The following is a 15,899-nucleotide window of genomic DNA, read 5'->3' as shown; positions in this document are numbered from 1 at the left end:
TTATCCCAGATCGCCGAACCGAACCTGTAAAGCGGTGATTGCGGTGAGTGCTGTTGTTTCAGTTCTTAATACACGAGGACCTAATAAAATATCAGTAAAATGGAACTCTGCTGTCATGGCGATTTCTTCAGGGGAAAGTCCACCCTCAGGGCCAATCAATAAACGCACTTTTTTAACAGGTAAGGGTAAGGTATTAATACTTTGGTTAGCTCTAGGATGTAAATTGAGTTTTAAACTACCATCATCTTGAGCACACCATTCCTCTAATGACATCACCGGCATTAATTGTGGGATGCTATTTCTGCCACATTGCTCACATGCCGAGATAATAATTTTTTTCCATTGCTGATGTTTTTTCTCTAAACGGCTAGGGTCAAGTTTAACACCACAGCGTTCTGAGATCAGTGGAGTGATCGTATTAACACCTAATTCTACTGATTTTTGAATAGTAAACTCCATTTTCTCACCGCGTGAAAGCACTTGCCCTAAATGGAGGTCGAGGGGGGATTCTTTATCATCAACAATGCTTTCATTAATTTGCACAGTGACTGACTTTTTTGTGCTTTCTATGATTTCAGCATCAAATACCTGATTTGAACCATCAAACAGTGCCAGTTTTTGCCCAGTAGACATTCTTAATACACGCCCAACATGATTAGATGCTTCTTCATCTAATGCTGTTTGAGTACCTGCTGTGAGTGGTTCTGGATGATAAATGCGAGGAATACGCATAACGTGAAACCCTTACGTAAAAGATAGTTAACCGTGATAAATAAAATATGTGATATGCATCATACGCATGACATTATGGCATGCAAGTTATCACTTTGCTTTTATCGTTATTATAGTGCGAATATTATTGCGTGTTTTGTCTCAAAATTTCATGTTTTCATCGTTCTTATAAAGAAAATTCTCGGTATTAAATTGATCTTCTTATACAGTCGTTTAGCTAAGGATAACGAGGTATCTAAGGAGTAGATATTTATGCCGTTAAGTCGCTTTTGTTTTATAAAAGGACCTTTACTTTCTTTTTTGAATGATTTTTTTGTTTTTATTAAGTGTTGCCTGCCTTTTTCACTATTATCTTTGTTACCTAAAACTCGGCGCAAACAACTTGTCATAAGCTATATTATTGTTTGTTTATATTGGTTTTTTTCAATTAGTTCGCTTTCTTTATTGATATTACTTTCTATATTAAGCTTTTATTTGTTAATACTCTCTTTCTTTGATGCTGATTATTTTCTTCTACCTAATACGTTGACTTATTGGCTAATATTTTTAGGGTTGTTGTGTAATTACACGACATATGGATTAGTGCCTTTTGATCATGCTTTTTATGGTTTTCTAGGTGGTGTAGGACTTTTTTATGGCATCTATTTATGGGGATATTTGATCTACCAAAAATGTGTTTTAGGTTTTGGTGATGTAAAATTATTTGGGGCTATTGGCGCATGGTGTGGGGTTGAAAAATTACCCTATATTCTTTTGCTAGGCTCTTTTTTAGGTTTAAGTGTGTATTTTTCAGTATTAATCACGATAAAAAATCGTATAAAAAAAGTGGCATTTGGCTCTTGTCTTGCATTTTCAACATTAATGGTATTAGGTTCCTATTTTTCGTCTTTTAATCCCTTTAATTAATGGGATTCAATCTTTTTGGGGGCGGATTTTATAACAAAGTCACTAAATAGTAAGGATAGAAATAAAGAAGGCAGTGTGCGGAATTTAATCAGCACACTGAAAAGAAGATTATAGATTTTCTTTTATAAATTGCTGCCAACGTTTTGTATCACCTAAATATTTTTCAACCGATATCAGGCGATAACCTTGGTTATCTTCAATAAATAAAGTCGGAAAACCGCGACCATTAACTTGAGTCATTAATTGTTGTGTCTGTTTTAAATGTTGTTGAACTTGTGTTTCGCCAATTTCAGACAGTAAGGATGCAAATTGTTCAATATCAAAGCCAAGTTTTTTCACAATAAATAGCAGTGTGTCTTTATCACTGATATTTAAGCCATCAAGGTAATAGGCCTCTTGTAGTGCTTTTAATAAATACACATCACGTTTTCCCATTATTTCAGCAACAAGTATGGCTGAAATAGGGAGTAGTGAGTTTAATACCATGTCAGTGTTACCAAGAGTGTCTCTGTATGCGTGACTAAAAACTTGACCTGATAATTGGCTAATACGCTCATCAATTGGCGTGACATGCTCTTTCCATGATTGACCACCTGTTACGGCTCTTGCTGGTGTAAACAATCCACCACCATGTAACTTAATAGAGTGTGGAAAGGTATTGCTTACCGCTTCAATCAGGGGCGCGATGCCGTAGCACCAACCACAAAGAGGATCATAAACATAGTGCAATATTTTAGTACCTTGGGTATTACCTGTATTGCTTGCTACTGAGGCCACTGCATCTCTCCTTTTAGTACTTTTGCACTAAGTTCTAGGCTTGATTTATCGGCTAAATTCTGATGATTTTTTTCCATCGCTGCAATAAATTCATCTGAATTTTTCGTCTTTTCAAGATTTTTCTCAGCCTCAATCAAGTAATTCATTGTGAAGTCAACAGCTTGTAGATCATAAGTTGCTTTTGGTAAATAGTGACCTGGAATAACCGTTTTGGGGGATAGTGATTTTATTTGCTGTAATGCACTAACCCAATGTTGGCGCTCTGCTACAGTTTGTGTATCCGCTAACCAAACATGAATATTTTCAGAAACTAAAACGCCCCCCATGACTGCATTAAGTTTTGGAACATAAAGGTATGTTCTATCTGGAGATTGTCCGTCTAAGCCTTTGACTGCAATAGTTTCACCTTCTAAAGAAAAACTATCGCCTTTTAGTACTTCAGGAAGGATGATTTTTTGAGGGGCATTTTCTTTAAGTACAGGCCCCCAGTAGGCAAGTTTTCCTGCCTGAGTTTCATTAATGGCTTTAATTGTGGGTGCAGTTGCAATCACTTTGGCATTTGGAAATGCATCAGTAATGACATCTAACCCAAAATAAAAATCAGGATCAGAATGGCTGATATAGATATAAGTCAGGTTTTTTCCAGAGGCTTTTATTTTATCAACCAACGCTTGTGCATCATTTTTTTGAAATTGAGCATCAATTAAAACGGCATCTTTATCACCATAAATTATTTCAGATGAAACAGGAAAAACACTCGCTTCTCCTGGGTTATAAATATCTAATGTTAAATCAGTTGCCAGCGCTGATGTTGCGAAGAATGTGGTCGTTGCAAGTGTTAAAGGCAGTAATTTTTTCATCTTTTGTTTTCTCCATAATGTTGTTGCTGACTATAATATGTTGCATAAAACAAGAGAAAAACCCTATTTTAGGCAATTGATTGTTGCGTAAATCGAGCAAATAGAATGGATAAAATAAAAGCATCAGAAGTGTTTGTAACCATTGTGAAACAAGGAAGCATGATAAAAGCGGCTGATTATCTAGGTATGTCTAGAGCGATGGTGACGCGTTATTTAAATGAAATGGAAGAGTGGGCAGGGGTGCGTTTATTGCATAGAACAACACGCAAACAAAGCCTAACATCAGTAGGTGAAATGGTATATGAACAGAGTTTACAGTTATTAGAAATGGCTGAACGTATTCCTGCCAATATCCCCAAAGAACATCATCAAATCAGTGGGCTTGTGCGTATTACGAGTTCACAATCGTTAGCAAATAGTGTTTTGTCAGTGGCGATAAGTGAGTTTATGCAACGTTATCCTTTAATTGCGGTTGATTTACAAATTACGAATCAAACCGTGAATTTAGTGGAAGAACGTATTGATATTGCATTGCGTATTACGAATCACCTTGAACCTAATTTAATCGCACGCTCGCTAGCGACCTGTCTTTCAGTAGTGTGCGCTCATAAAGATTACTTAGCAAAAAAAGGGATACCTCAAACGCCAGATGAACTTGCTCAGCATCAATGTTTAACTTACCGATTTTTTGGTCGTAGTTTGTGGGAGTTTAATTTAGGTGATGAACGTTATTCAGTACCTGTTGGGGGGAATTTAAGTGCAAATGAATCGGTTGTTTTATTGCAAGCTACGTTAAAAGGAGTCGGTATATCGCTACAACCTTATTATTCAGCCAAACCTTATCTTGATAACGGTGAATTAGAACAAGTCTTGTCTGACTATCAAGCTCAACCAATGGGAATTTATGCGGTTTTAGCGAGTCGGCAAAATATGCCCGCAGCTGTCAGAGTGTTGTTGGATTTCTTAGTTGAGTGGTTTTCATCATCACCTTATTGGTTTGCTTTATCGGGTAAAAGCTTGGGTTAGTCGCTTAGGGTAATCTGATAATGCCTCTTTCATCACGTCAATAAAATAGGAAACAAGTTGTGATGATGGGCGATGTGATGGGGTAATTAAACTGATGGTAAAGGGAATCGAAAAGCTTAAAGGGCGAAGACAAATAGACTTATCTAAATAATCAAGTGCGGTGATAGGGTTAACGATTGAAATACCGATATTTTCACTCACCATGGCACAAATAGAGGCGGCACTTTGTGTCTCCATCACTAAATGTCGTGTAATTCCATCTTTAATAAAAACGGTATCAATCAATTGTCGGTAGCTATCATTGGCAGACAAGCTAATAAAACGCTGATCTTGAAAATCAATAGGGTATAACAATGGTTTTTTACACAATGGGTGAGACTTAGGTAACACCGCGACTTCATTGAGTGTAAGCACGGTTTCTTGTTCGGTTCCCGCTGGTGTTTGTGTGTGTTCAGTCAATCCTAAATCATAATGTTGAGCAGATAACCACTCTTCTAATAAAGGCGATTCTTGAGGAACAATGGTTAAGTTGACATCTGGATATGTATCTAGAAATTGTCTACATATTGAAGGTAATAATGACTGAGCAAATGCGGGCAAGCAGGTGATATTCAATTCTGCTTGGTTAAAATGGCGAATGTTTTCAGCTGCGTTAATTATCCTATCTAAGCCATAATAAGAACGTTGTACTTCCTCAAAAAAGCGTAACCCTTCCGTTGTGGGTTGTAAACGGCCTTTTATTCTATCAAATAATCTAAATGCTAATAGATGCTCAAGACGAGATAACTCTCTACTGACAGTGGGTTGTGATGTTTTCAGTAACTCTGCGGCTTCAGTTAGATTCTGAGTGGTCATCACAGCATGAAAAATTTCAATATGTCGCCAATTAAAAGGGGTTTTCATTGTCCATTCCTATATCACAGATGAATAGAGTGTAGCTTATTTGATATTTTTATTCCCTTGTAAGTTAATAAATAATGAATTTATTCACCAGTGACTTTTATGAGTAGATAACATGACAACATCAATAACTATGGCTCAATACCAATTAGCACAAACTTATGGAACGCCATTATGGATTTATCAAGGCGACACGATTTCTCAGCGTATTGCTCAGCTTAACTCTTTTGATGTGGTTCGTTTTGCTCAAAAAGCATGTTCCAATATTCATATCTTACGTTTAATGAAAGCACAGGGTGTGAAAGTTGACTCTGTTTCATTAGGAGAGATTGAACGTGCTTTAGTTGCAGGTTATCAAGGTGGTAGAGAAAAAAGTGAGATTGTCTTTACCGCTGATTTACTTGATGAAAGAACCATTGAACGTGTTGTCGAGTTAGATATTCCTGTTAATGCTGGCTCGATTGATATGCTTCGTCAGTTAGGTAAACGCAATCAAGGGCATGCGGTTTGGATTAGAATTAACCCCGGATTTGGTCATGGACATAGCCAAAAAACCAATACAGGTGGTGAAAACAGTAAGCATGGTATTTGGTATGAAGATGTGCCAGAAGCGTTAGCGGTGATCCAACAATATAATCTAACGCTAGTGGGTTTTCATATGCATATTGGCTCTGGTGTTGATTATCAACATCTTTCTTGTGTCTGTGATGCGATGGTAGAGCAAGTGCTTACCTCTCAAGTTGATATTCAAGCTATTTCGGCAGGAGGGGGATTATCAACGCCCTATCAAGAGGGGGATGCAATTGTTGATTTGGAACACTATTTTTCTTTATGGGATAAAGCACGCCAACGTATCGCACAACACTTAGGGCATACTATTGAGCTTGAAATAGAACCGGGACGTTTTTTAGTGGCTGAATCAGGTGTATTGATGTCACAAGTGAGAGCCGTTAAATCAATGGGAAGCCGTCATTATGTGCTGGTGGATGCGGGGTTTAGTGATTTAATGCGCCCAGCAATGTATGGCAGTTACCATCAAATTTCAGTTTTAGATAACCATGGTCAAATTAAACCCGCGACAGAATTACAGGAGACGATTGTGGCCGGTCCTTTGTGTGAGTCCGGAGACGTTTTTACTCAGCAAGAGGGAGGCATGGTTGTTCCTCGTTTATTGCCTCAAGCACAGGTAGGTGATTATTTAGTTATTCATGATACTGGGGCTTATGGTGCTTCAATGTCATCAAACTATAATAGCCGACCACTTATTCCTGAAGTGCTGATAACAGAGGATGTTCCCCAATTAATTCGTCGTCGTCAAACAATAGAAGAGTTATTAGCGTTGGAGTTAGATCTCTAATTCATTCTTTTTATTAAACATGCTTTCATTGAAAAATAAAAAAGCACCTCATGACAATGTTAGTGATGAGAGGTGCTTGTGTTTTAGAGGGGAAAACGTCTTCCCCTCTATATTTTTAAGCGGCTTTATCGGTTTTTATTTTGTCTGTTTTCGGCTTTTTTGCAGGCACCGCCAATGCATCAAAGTCAAACTCATCAACATTGATACTCCGTAAGCGACTCTGTTCTGCTTTACGTAAGATATCGGCTTCTTCTTGAGTTACTCGTTTATCAGCCAGAGCTTTGTCCGCTAATTTATCTAACTGAGTAAAGCTAAACTTCTTCTCATAGAGGCGACAAATACGGTCGAAAATAGGCTCTGCAGCTAAGATATCCAGTAGTGCTTCTTCCATTAAACCATGTGGATTATGCTCGCTCGGCGTTAAGTATTGACCTCTACCAATCCGATCACGAGTTTCAGAAGGTTGTTGGATAAGTTGCGCTACTTTGCTATCTAATTTATCGGAAGGTAATTTTTGAGCTTTACCCAGTGGGAAAATAATTGCACGCATTGTGCCTGCGATAGCACGGCTTGGAAAATTGCGTAGCAGCTCATCAATTGCATTCTCAGCTTGGTATAAACACTCTTTTACGCTCCAATGTACGAGAGGTAAATCTGCGGTATGGCGACCTTCATCTTCATAACGCTTAAGAGTGGCAGACGCGAGGAAGATATGACTTAATATGTCGCCTAAACGTGCTGAAATACGCTCACGACGTTTTAAGCTTCCACCTAAAACCCCCATTGAAACATCAGATAATAGCGCCATATTGGCACTCAGACGGTTAATTTGTTGATAATAACGGCGGGTTTCATCATTAGTGGGTGAATTACTTAATCGGCCATTAGTGATACCCAACCACAAACTACGTAAGGTGTTACTGATCACATGACCGATATGACCAAATAAAGCGCGGTCAAAATCATGTAGGTTATTGTCTCGTGCTGCTGCAATTTCATCTAATACATAAGGATGGCAACGGATAGCACCTTGACCATAAATGATCATGCTACGAGTTAAAATATTGGCACCCTCAACCGTGATGGCAATTGGCGAACCTTGATAAGAGCGCGCGACAAAGTTTGATGGCCCAAGGCAGATCCCTTTACCCCCCACAATATCCATTGCGTCGATAATTCCTCGTTGCGCTCTATGAGTACAATGATATTTGACTATGGCGGATAGTACGGCAGGTTTTTCACCTAACATGATACCTGTGGTAATTAAGGTGGATGCCGCATCTAAGAGATAAGCATTTCCAGCAAGGCGAGCTAATGGCTCTTCAATACCTTCCATTTTACCGATAGGAATTTTGAATTGACGACGGACACGAGAATAAGCCCCTGTTGCCATAGCAGCGCTTTTTAATCCACCCGTAGAGTTTGATGGTAATGTGATGCCACGTCCAACAGAGAGACATTCCACCAGCATTCTCCAACCTTGACCTGCCATTTTTGGTCCACCAATGATGTAATCGATAGGAACAAAAACATCTTTACCTCGCGTCGGTCCATTCATAAAGGGTACGTTCAATGGGAAATGACGATGACCGATTTCAACACCTTTGACATCGGTTGGAATTAACGCGCAGGTAATGCCAGGGTTTTCATCATGACTTAATAGATGGTCAGGATCGCGTAATTTAAATGCTAATCCTAATACAGTCGCGATAGGGGCAAGCGTGATATAGCGTTTATTCCATGTTAAACGAATGCCAAGTACTTGTTCACCTTGCCATTCCCCCATACAGACGACCCCACTGTCAGGAATAGCACCAGCATCGGAACCCGCCTCTGGGCTTGTTAAAGCAAAGCAAGGAATTTCCTCTCCTTTGGCTAAACCGGGTAAATAGCGTTTTTTCTGTTCATCGGTACCATAGTGTTGCAATAACTCACCAGGACCTAATGAGTTAGGCACACCAACGGTGATAGCTAAAATACCAGACACCCCTGACAGTTTTTGCAATACGCGAGATTGAGCATAGGCTGAAAATTCTAATCCGCCGTACTCTTTTTTAATGATCATCGCAAAGAAGCGATTATCTTTAAGGTATTGCCAGATTTCAGGAGGTAAATCAGCTAACTCATGCGTAATCTCAAAGTCATTTGTCATGCGACAAACTTCTTCGACAGGTCCATCAAGAAAAGCTTGCTCTTCAGCAGTTAGCTGTGGTTTAGGGTAATTATGAAGTTGTTTCCAGTCGGGAGCACCACGGAAAAGCTCGCCTTCCCACCATGTTGTGCCAGCATCAATAGCTTCTTGTTCTGTTTTAGACATAGAAGGCATGACTTTTTTAAAGGCTTTAAGTGCAGGCACTGAGATATAGGATCTACGAATAGAAGGGATGGTGAAGGGTAATAAAACCAATGCAACGGGTAGGAGTAACCAGTAACTCCAAATATTGGCGATACCCATAATTAATGTATAAGCAATAAGCGCGAGGCTACTTACTGCGATACTGAATTTGCGATAACTAAGTACGCCAATAAGAACAATAAAAAGTACGATACTGAGTAGTGTCATAATAAACTCCTGTATTTAGCAAGAGATCAGAGGTCAGACCTGTTGTTTGTCATTTAGATCTAATCTAGTCACTAACTTTTATCAATATATTTACATTCTAATTACAATATAGCTCACAAATTATTCGTAAATGAGAGAAGTTAGCATTTGTCGATAATCAGTATCTTCTTTCGTGACATGTAATCCGTTACACTGAGAAACAGAAAATTTCGATTACCCTTTCTGGAGTAAAAATCCTATGTACCAAGATCTTATCCGTGGTGAATTAACAGAAGCAGCAGATACACTCTCTCGTTTTCTTCAAGATGATGCCAATATTGACGCTATCCAAAAAGCTGCGGTGTTATTAGCAGATTCTTTTAAAGCAGGCGGTAAAGTATTATCTTGCGGTAATGGTGGCTCTCATTGTGATGCAATGCATTTTGCAGAAGAGTTAACTGGACGTTATCGTGAAAATCGCCCTGGTTATCCTGCCATTGCTATTTCAGATGTAAGTCATATCTCATGTGTAAGTAATGATTTTGGCTATGAATATATCTTTTCTCGTTATGTTGAAGCGGTAGGTAAAGAAGGTGATGTTCTGCTGGGTATTTCAACTTCAGGCAATTCAGGCAATATCATCAAAGCAATTAGTGCTGCGCGTGAGAAAGGCATGAAAGTCATTACGCTAACAGGCAAAGATGGTGGCAAAATGGACGGTACCGCCGATGTTGAAATTCGTGTACCTCATTTTGGTTATGCTGATCGTATTCAAGAAATTCATATTAAAGTTATCCATATTCTGATCCAATTAATTGAAAAAGAAATGGAAAAATAATTTGTTGATATTGCTATTAATGAGCAATAAACATCGGCAAGAAGGAGTGAGCGATGTGTGAATTGTTAGGCATGAGTGCAAATGTACCGACAGATATTAATTTCAGTCTAAGTGGATTAATTCCAAGAGGGGGTAAGACCGGACCTCATAAAGATGGTTGGGGAATTACTTTCTACGAAGGATTAGGATGTCGTACATTTAAAGATCCTCAAGCTAGCGCAATTTCGCCAGTCGCTCGCTTTGTTCAAGAATACCCCATTAAATCAGAGGCGGTGATCGCTCATATTCGTCAAGCGAACCGAGGAAATGTCTCTCTAGAAAATACCCATCCTTTTACCCGTGAATTATGGGGAAAAAACTGGACTTATGCGCATAATGGTCAACTAAAAGGTTACCAATCTCTTGAAACAGGACGTTTTAGAGCTATAGGGCAGACAGACAGTGAAAAAGCTTTTTGCTGGATCTTAAATCAGCTCGAAAATCGTTATAAACGAACCCCAGTGAATTGGCCTGCTGTCTTTCGTTTTATCGCTGGTTTAGCCTCTCAATTAAAGCAAAAAGGCGTTTTCAATATGCTGTTATCAGATGGTCGATTTGTAATGGCATATTGTTCCACTAATCTACATTGGATCACGCGTAAAGCGCCTTTTGGCAAAGCCAAATTACTTGATCAAGATGTAGAAATCGATTTCCAGCAACACACACAATCCGATGATGTGGTTTCAGTTATTTCAACATTACCATTGACTGGAAATGAATCTTGGCAACGTATTCCCGCAGGCGAGTTTGTCTTATTTGATCGTGGTGTGCGTATTCTGTAACCATTTACTTTCACTATTTTGTGATAAGTTAAGAGCCGGGTCTACACTATTAGGTGAAGTCAACGTGTTATTAACGAGATAACGCCCATCTTGAACAGTAATAGATGGGATTTGTTTGCGTTCTTCGACATATTGGTAGGCAGGCATCAGCTGTTGCCAGAAATCTATATCTTTTGAATACTGGTGTTTTTTCATATTTTCAGCGGTCATTTTAAATGGAAAAATATGAATATTAATCGTAGATTGACCACCTTGTAGCGCCAATTCAGCATACTGATAAATTTCATCCATCACAGAATCTGTCATTGCATAGCAACCAACCGATTTACATGCACCGTGGATCATTAAAAAATCGCCAGTGTATCCTTTTGATTTATCATATTGATTAGGAAATCCTAGGTTAATAGCTCGGTAAAATCGACTATTCGGATTTAATTGTGAGAAATTAACTTGATAAAACCCCTCAGGGCTTTTTAAATCCCCTTGAAACTTTTTAGGTCCAAGACCGCCAGAATAGCTACAAATAGGGTAAGTACGTACTTTTTCTAATTGCCCATCTAATTTTTCCGTATAAAGTTCAAGTAAGCTTTCTTCTTTGAAAATTTGAATATAGATAGGCTGACCTGTACTTTTTTTAACAGGTTTGATTAGAAAATTTGAATTATTTTCGGCGTTAACTAATAAGGAAGTTAACATTAATGTTAAAAAACTGATTAGTTGTTTTGCGTGACTGGTCATGGTTTTATCAGAAAAATAGCTTAGAATTTGTTGATAAAGTAGATCGTAGATTGCTATGAAGCAATAAATTTGTAAATTAAAATCTGATATGGTTTCTTTTCTTTTACAAAATATTCTGTATGAAATTTAATCGTTCGTCGAAAAAGATGATATTTTAATTCGGTTTATACGAGTTGTTAACGTTTCAGTCAAAATAATATTCCCATTTGCTTGAGCTAAATCACTCGAATAGTCAGACAGGTTTAGGCTGAGATGATAAAATTCAGTTCGGCAGAATAAGAGAAAATAGTAACAATTATCGGAGATAAATAACTTAGGGTTCAAAAACGCCTTAAGATGTTTTTATTACAGAGTCGCTACATTTTCGGGGTGAATTTGTAGCTTAGGGTTTAACTGATAAACTTGTGCAAATCTTATGATTAAAATTAAAAAAGGACTCGACCTCCCAATTGCAGGAGCGCCTGCCCAAGTGATAGAAGACGGACCCGCGATTCGACGCGTAGCATTGCTAGGTGAAGAATATGTCGGTATGCGTCCTTCTATGATGGTTTCGGAAGGTGAGCATGTAAAAAAAGGGCAAATTCTTTTTGAAGATAAGAAGAATGCCGGTGTTGTTTTCACCAGCCCAGCTTGTGGTAAAGTCGTTGAAATTAACCGCGGCGAACGTCGTGTGTTCCAATCTATCGTTATCGAAATTGATGGCGATGAAGAAATCACCTTTAACCGTTATGATAGCTCAACGCTCTCAAATCTGACCCGCGAACAAGTCGAAACTAACCTTGTTAATTCGGGAATGTGGACTGCATTAAGGACCCGTCCTTATAGTCGCACTCCGCATTTAGGTACAACACCTGTCGCCATTTTTGTCTCTGCGATGGATACAAATCCGCTTGCAGCAGATCCTATGGTTATTATTGAGCAAAATGAGAAGGCATTTAATGATGGTCTTGTCGTTTTAACTCGTTTAACCGAAGGCAAAATTTATGTTTGTCATGGTGAAAAATCACCAACAAAATTAAATGACGGACAAATTAGCTATAACCAATTTGTGGGTCCACATCCAGCTGGATTAGTCGGTACACATATCCATTTCTTAGAACCTGTGAGTGCTAAGAAAACGGTTTGGCATTTAAATTATCAAGATGTCATTGCTATTGGTTATCTGTTTACAACAGGTTCTTTATATACAGAACGTGTTATTGCATTAGCTGGCCCTCAAGTAAAAGCACCTCGTTTAGTGCGTACTCGTTTAGGGGCTGATCTCTATGAGTTAACTAAAGATCAATTAGTTGATGGTGAAAATCGCATTATTTCTGGCTCTGTATTATGGGGATGGAAATCTGATGAGGCTCATCACTATTTAGGTCGTTTCCATAACCAAGTTTCTGTATTACGTGAAGGTCGTGATAAAGAGTTATTTGGTTGGGGTATGCCGGGTAGCGATAAATTTTCTATCACTCGTACAACAATCGGTCACTTCTTAAAAAATAAACGCTTTGCATTTACAACCACAATGAATGGCGGTGAACGTTCAATGGTACCAATTGGTAACTATGAGCGTGTGATGCCGTTAGACATTATGGCAACGCATTTATTACGTGATTTAGTTGTAGGTGATACTGACAGTTCTCAAGCATTAGGTTGTTTGGAATTGGATGAAGAAGATTTGGGATTATGTACTTATGTTTGCCCAAGCAAATATGAGTATGGCCCAGCACTGCGCCAAGTATTGACCAAAATTGAGCAGGAAGGGTAACTCATGGGTTTGAAAAATTTATTTGAAAAAGTAGAGCACCATTTTGAGCCCGGTGGCAAATTAGCAAAATGGTACGTGCTTTATGAAGCAGTTACCACGGTATTTTATACGCCAGGTACTGTTACGCGTAATGGTGGGCATGTTCGTGACACTATTGACCTAAAACGTATGATGATCTTAGTTTGGTTGGCCGTTTTCCCAGCAATGTTTTGGGGAATGTATAACGTCGGTCATCAAGCGATCCCTGCACTTAATCAGTTATATAGTGGTGCTGAGTTACAGCAAATTATTGCTTCAGACTGGCACTATCGTCTTGCTGAATTCCTAGGCGCATCATTAACAACAGATGCTGGATGGGCAAGTAAGATGCTACTTGGTGCAACTTACTTTTTACCTATATATCTTGTTGTTTTTGCGGTTGGTGGATTTTGGGAAGTTCTTTTTGCCTTTATTCGTGGCCATGAAATTAACGAAGGCTTCTTTGTTACATCAATCTTATTTGCCTTGATCGTACCGCCAACATTACCACTTTGGCAGGCTGCATTAGGTATTACGTTTGGTGTTGTTATCGCGAAAGAAATCTTTGGTGGTACAGGGCGTAACTTCTTAAACCCAGCGTTAGCTGGTCGTGCATTCTTGTTCTTTGCTTATCCAGCTCAAATTTCAGGTGATTTGGTTTGGACTGCGGCAGATGGCTTCTCTGGTGCAACACCATTATCACAATGGTCTGTATCGGGTGAAAGTGCATTATTAAATACCGTCACTCAACAACCTATCTCTTGGATGGATGCTTTCCTGGGATATATTCCAGGATCGATCGGTGAAGTTTCAACACTGATGATTTTAATCGGCGGTGCTGTCATTCTTTTTGCTCGTATTGCTTCATGGCGTATTGTTGCTGGGGTAATGGTGGGCATGATTGCAATGTCATACCTATTTAATTTTATCGGTTCAGATACCAATCCTCTCTTCTCAATGCCTTGGCACTGGCACTTAGTATTAGGTGGTTTTGCTTTCGGTATGATGTTTATGGCAACAGATCCAGTATCCGCATCGTTTACTGATAAAGGTAAATGGGCTTACGGTATTTTGATTGGCGTAATGGCTGTGCTTATTCGTGTCGTCAATCCGGCTTACCCAGAAGGTATGATGCTGGCAATCTTATTCGCAAACTTATTTGCACCACTGTTCGATTATGTGGTTGTTCAGGCGAATATTAAGCGGAGACAAGCTCGTGGCTAAAGAGAAAAACAAAGATAGCGTCGCAAGAACGTTCCTCGTTGTATTTATTCTATGTCTTGTGTGTTCCGTGGTAGTAGCAGGAGCCGCTGTTGGACTGAAATCTAAACAAGAAGAACAAAAACTTCTTGATAAACAACGTAATATTCTTGATGTTGCGGGTCTGCTCGTCCCTAAAATGAGTGCGACAGATGTATTGAAAGTGTATGACACTCGAATTAAAGCAAAAATTGTTAATTTTCAGACAGGAGAACTGACTGATAGTAAGGGCAATTTTGATTTAAATGCTGAATTACGTAGTGATGAAACATCTATTGCGTTATCACCAGCTGAAGATATTGCGAAAATTCGTCGCCGTGCCAATACCGCTGAAGTTTACTTCGTTCTTGATGCTCAAGGTAAAACAACTGAAGTTGTGCTACCTGTATATGGTTCAGGTTTATGGTCTGTCATGTACGCTTTCGTCGCTGTAGATATTGATGGTGTGACATCTAAGGGTATTACCTATTATGCTCATGGTGAAACTCCAGGCTTAGGTGGTGAAGTTGATAATCCACAATGGAAAGCACAATGGAAAGGTAAGCGTTTACTGACTGAAGAAGGCGTACCTGCTATTAAGATTGTGCGCAGTGGCGCATCTGACAGTCCTTATGGTATTGATGGGCTTTCAGGCGCAACATTGACCTCAAATGGTATCCAGCATATGTTCGATTTCTGGTTAGGTGAAAAAGGTTTCGGCCCATTCCTGAAAAAAGTTCGTGAAGGAGAGATCAATGGCTGATACAAAAGAAATTAAACGAGTTTTACTTGGGCCATTGTTAGATAACAACCCGATTGCCTTACAGGTGTTAGGTGTGTGTTCTGCATTGGCGGTAACAACAAAACTTGAAACCGCATTAGTGATGACAATTGCGGTAACTTTAGTTACTGCATTTTCAAACTTTTTTATCTCACTGATCCGTAATTACATACCAAGTAGTGTTCGTATTATTGTTCAGATGGCGATTATTGCTTCATTAGTTATCGTTGTTGACCAAATACTACAAGCTTATGCGTATGAAATTTCTAAGCAACTTTCTGTTTTCGTTGGTCTTATCATTACTAACTGTATTGTAATGGGGCGTGCTGAAGCTTATGCGATGAAAGCACCTCCTATTGAAAGCTTTATGGATGGTATTGGTAACGGCTTAGGATATGGCGTTATCTTGATCCTTGTTGGTTTTTTACGTGAGCTCTTTGGTTCAGGTAAATTATTCGGCATTACCGTGATGGAATCTATTCAGAATGGTGGCTGGTATCAGCCTAATGGTTTATTCCTGTTAGCTCCAAGTGCATTCTTTATCATTGGCTTGCTAATTTGGGGATTACGTACATTAAAACCTGCACAGGTTGAAGAGGACTAATCGC

At 39.0% G+C, this 15,899-nt stretch carries 15 protein-coding genes; 9 read left to right on the top strand and 6 right to left on the bottom strand.

Annotation, left to right across the window (positions count from 1 at the left end; translation table 11 throughout):
- Window positions 1-732 carry a 16S rRNA (uracil(1498)-N(3))-methyltransferase gene (rsmE, locus tag DK865_RS01125; protein ID WP_023581013.1) on the bottom strand — a complete coding sequence of 244 codons (732 nt, stop codon included), beginning with the start codon at window positions 730-732 and terminating at the stop codon, window positions 1-3.
- 252 nt (window positions 733-984) lie between these two features.
- On the opposite strand from rsmE, the gene DK865_RS01120 reads away from it, so the two are divergent.
- The gene (locus DK865_RS01120) at window positions 985-1,638 is read left to right on the top strand and encodes a prepilin peptidase (protein ID WP_109390946.1); all 654 of its coding nucleotides are present in this window, start codon (window positions 985-987) and stop codon (window positions 1,636-1,638) included.
- Between the two features lie 108 nt (window positions 1,639-1,746).
- On the opposite strand, the gene DK865_RS01115 is transcribed toward DK865_RS01120, so the two are convergent.
- Window positions 1,747-2,415 (bottom strand): DsbA family protein, encoded by a 669-nt coding sequence (locus DK865_RS01115; protein ID WP_109390945.1) that lies wholly within the window; start codon window positions 2,413-2,415, stop codon window positions 1,747-1,749.
- Window positions 2,403-3,275 (bottom strand): MBL fold metallo-hydrolase, encoded by an 873-nt coding sequence (locus DK865_RS01110; protein WP_023581012.1) that lies wholly within the window; start codon window positions 3,273-3,275, stop codon window positions 2,403-2,405. Before DK865_RS01110 ends, DK865_RS01115 begins: the two co-directional genes overlap by 13 nt.
- 105 nt (window positions 3,276-3,380) lie before the next feature.
- Between DK865_RS01110 and DK865_RS01105 the strand changes: the two genes are divergently transcribed.
- On the top strand, window positions 3,381-4,301 hold the full coding sequence (locus DK865_RS01105; protein ID WP_109390944.1) for a LysR family transcriptional regulator: 921 nt from the start codon (window positions 3,381-3,383) through the stop codon (window positions 4,299-4,301).
- Here DK865_RS01105 and DK865_RS01100 read toward each other — a convergent pair.
- A complete protein-coding gene (locus DK865_RS01100) occupies window positions 4,278-5,204 on the bottom strand; it encodes a LysR family transcriptional regulator (protein ID WP_109390943.1) in 927 nt (308 codons plus the stop codon). The two genes, DK865_RS01105 and DK865_RS01100, sit on opposite strands and share 24 nt — an antisense overlap.
- A gap of 112 nt (window positions 5,205-5,316) precedes the next feature.
- Between DK865_RS01100 and lysA the strand changes: the two genes are divergently transcribed.
- Window positions 5,317-6,558: a diaminopimelate decarboxylase gene (gene lysA / locus DK865_RS01095; RefSeq protein ID WP_109390942.1), complete on the top strand. Its 1,242-nt coding sequence runs from the start codon at window positions 5,317-5,319 to the stop codon at window positions 6,556-6,558.
- Window positions 6,559-6,673: 115 nt separating this feature from the next.
- Here the strand turns inward: lysA and fadE are convergent, their stop codons facing one another.
- Window positions 6,674-9,121, bottom strand: a complete 2,448-nt coding sequence (gene fadE / locus DK865_RS01090) for an acyl-CoA dehydrogenase FadE (protein WP_109390941.1) — start codon at window positions 9,119-9,121, stop codon at window positions 6,674-6,676.
- A gap of 238 nt (window positions 9,122-9,359) precedes the next feature.
- Between fadE and lpcA the strand changes: the two genes are divergently transcribed.
- Both lpcA and DK865_RS01080 read left to right on the top strand, forming a co-directional pair.
- Window positions 9,360-9,938: a D-sedoheptulose 7-phosphate isomerase gene (gene lpcA, locus DK865_RS01085; RefSeq protein WP_023581007.1), complete on the top strand. Its 579-nt coding sequence runs from the start codon at window positions 9,360-9,362 to the stop codon at window positions 9,936-9,938.
- Window positions 9,939-9,991: 53 nt separating this feature from the next.
- Window positions 9,992-10,759, top strand: a complete 768-nt coding sequence (locus DK865_RS01080) for a class II glutamine amidotransferase (protein ID WP_109390940.1) — start codon at window positions 9,992-9,994, stop codon at window positions 10,757-10,759.
- Here the strand turns inward: DK865_RS01080 and DK865_RS01075 are convergent.
- A complete protein-coding gene (locus tag DK865_RS01075) occupies window positions 10,730-11,497 on the bottom strand; it encodes a L,D-transpeptidase family protein (RefSeq protein ID WP_023581005.1) in 768 nt (255 codons plus the stop codon). The two genes, DK865_RS01080 and DK865_RS01075, sit on opposite strands and share 30 nt — an antisense overlap.
- Window positions 11,498-11,912: 415 nt before the next feature.
- On the opposite strand from DK865_RS01075, the gene DK865_RS01070 reads away from it, so the two are divergent.
- From DK865_RS01070 to DK865_RS01055, 4 genes are read left to right on the top strand one after another with little or no spacing between them, the layout of a single operon-like run.
- Entirely contained in the window at window positions 11,913-13,253 is a 1,341-nt protein-coding gene (locus DK865_RS01070) for a Na(+)-translocating NADH-quinone reductase subunit A (protein WP_109390939.1), read from the top strand.
- A gap of 3 nt (window positions 13,254-13,256) precedes the next feature.
- Window positions 13,257-14,495 carry an NADH:ubiquinone reductase (Na(+)-transporting) subunit B gene (locus DK865_RS01065; RefSeq protein WP_023581003.1) on the top strand — a complete coding sequence of 413 codons (1,239 nt, stop codon included), beginning with the start codon at window positions 13,257-13,259 and terminating at the stop codon, window positions 14,493-14,495.
- Window positions 14,488-15,273, top strand: coding sequence for a Na(+)-translocating NADH-quinone reductase subunit C (locus tag DK865_RS01060; protein WP_036911887.1), 786 nt, complete (start codon window positions 14,488-14,490; stop codon window positions 15,271-15,273). The genes DK865_RS01065 and DK865_RS01060 overlap by 8 nt, the downstream gene beginning before the upstream one ends.
- A complete protein-coding gene (locus DK865_RS01055) occupies window positions 15,266-15,895 on the top strand; it encodes an NADH:ubiquinone reductase (Na(+)-transporting) subunit D (RefSeq protein ID WP_023581002.1) in 630 nt (209 codons plus the stop codon). Before DK865_RS01060 ends, DK865_RS01055 begins: the two co-directional genes overlap by 8 nt.
- The last annotated feature ends 4 nt before the right edge of the window (window positions 15,896-15,899 follow it).

Origin of the sequence: Proteus cibi (assembly GCF_003144405.1) — a bacterium.
Taxonomy (GTDB): Bacteria; Pseudomonadota; Gammaproteobacteria; order Enterobacterales; family Enterobacteriaceae; genus Proteus; species Proteus cibi.
The sequence above is the reverse complement of the archived record's forward strand: the minus strand, read 5'-3'. Positions and strand labels throughout refer to the sequence as shown.

Bases quoted from the DNA above. Each gene is read 5' to 3' on its own strand.
- DK865_RS01075 (WP_023581005.1), bottom strand. From the start codon at position 11,497: ATGACCAGTCACGCAAAACAACTAATCAGTTTTTTAACATTAATGTTA.
- lysA (WP_109390942.1), top strand. From the start codon at position 5,317: ATGACAACATCAATAACTATGGCTCAATACCAATTAGCACAAACTTAT.
- DK865_RS01065 (WP_023581003.1), top strand. From the start codon at position 13,257: ATGGGTTTGAAAAATTTATTTGAAAAAGTAGAGCACCATTTTGAGCCC.
- rsmE (WP_023581013.1), bottom strand. From the start codon at position 732: ATGCGTATTCCTCGCATTTATCATCCAGAACCACTCACAGCAGGTACT.
- lpcA (WP_023581007.1), top strand. From the start codon at position 9,360: ATGTACCAAGATCTTATCCGTGGTGAATTAACAGAAGCAGCAGATACA.
- DK865_RS01100 (WP_109390943.1), bottom strand. From the start codon at position 5,204: ATGAAAACCCCTTTTAATTGGCGACATATTGAAATTTTTCATGCTGTG.
- DK865_RS01120 (WP_109390946.1), top strand. From the start codon at position 985: ATGCCGTTAAGTCGCTTTTGTTTTATAAAAGGACCTTTACTTTCTTTT.
- DK865_RS01070 (WP_109390939.1), top strand. From the start codon at position 11,913: ATGATTAAAATTAAAAAAGGACTCGACCTCCCAATTGCAGGAGCGCCT.
- fadE (WP_109390941.1), bottom strand. From the start codon at position 9,121: ATGACACTACTCAGTATCGTACTTTTTATTGTTCTTATTGGCGTACTT.
- DK865_RS01080 (WP_109390940.1), top strand. From the start codon at position 9,992: ATGTGTGAATTGTTAGGCATGAGTGCAAATGTACCGACAGATATTAAT.
- DK865_RS01110 (WP_023581012.1), bottom strand. From the start codon at position 3,275: ATGAAAAAATTACTGCCTTTAACACTTGCAACGACCACATTCTTCGCA.
- DK865_RS01105 (WP_109390944.1), top strand. From the start codon at position 3,381: ATGGATAAAATAAAAGCATCAGAAGTGTTTGTAACCATTGTGAAACAA.
- DK865_RS01055 (WP_023581002.1), top strand. From the start codon at position 15,266: ATGGCTGATACAAAAGAAATTAAACGAGTTTTACTTGGGCCATTGTTA.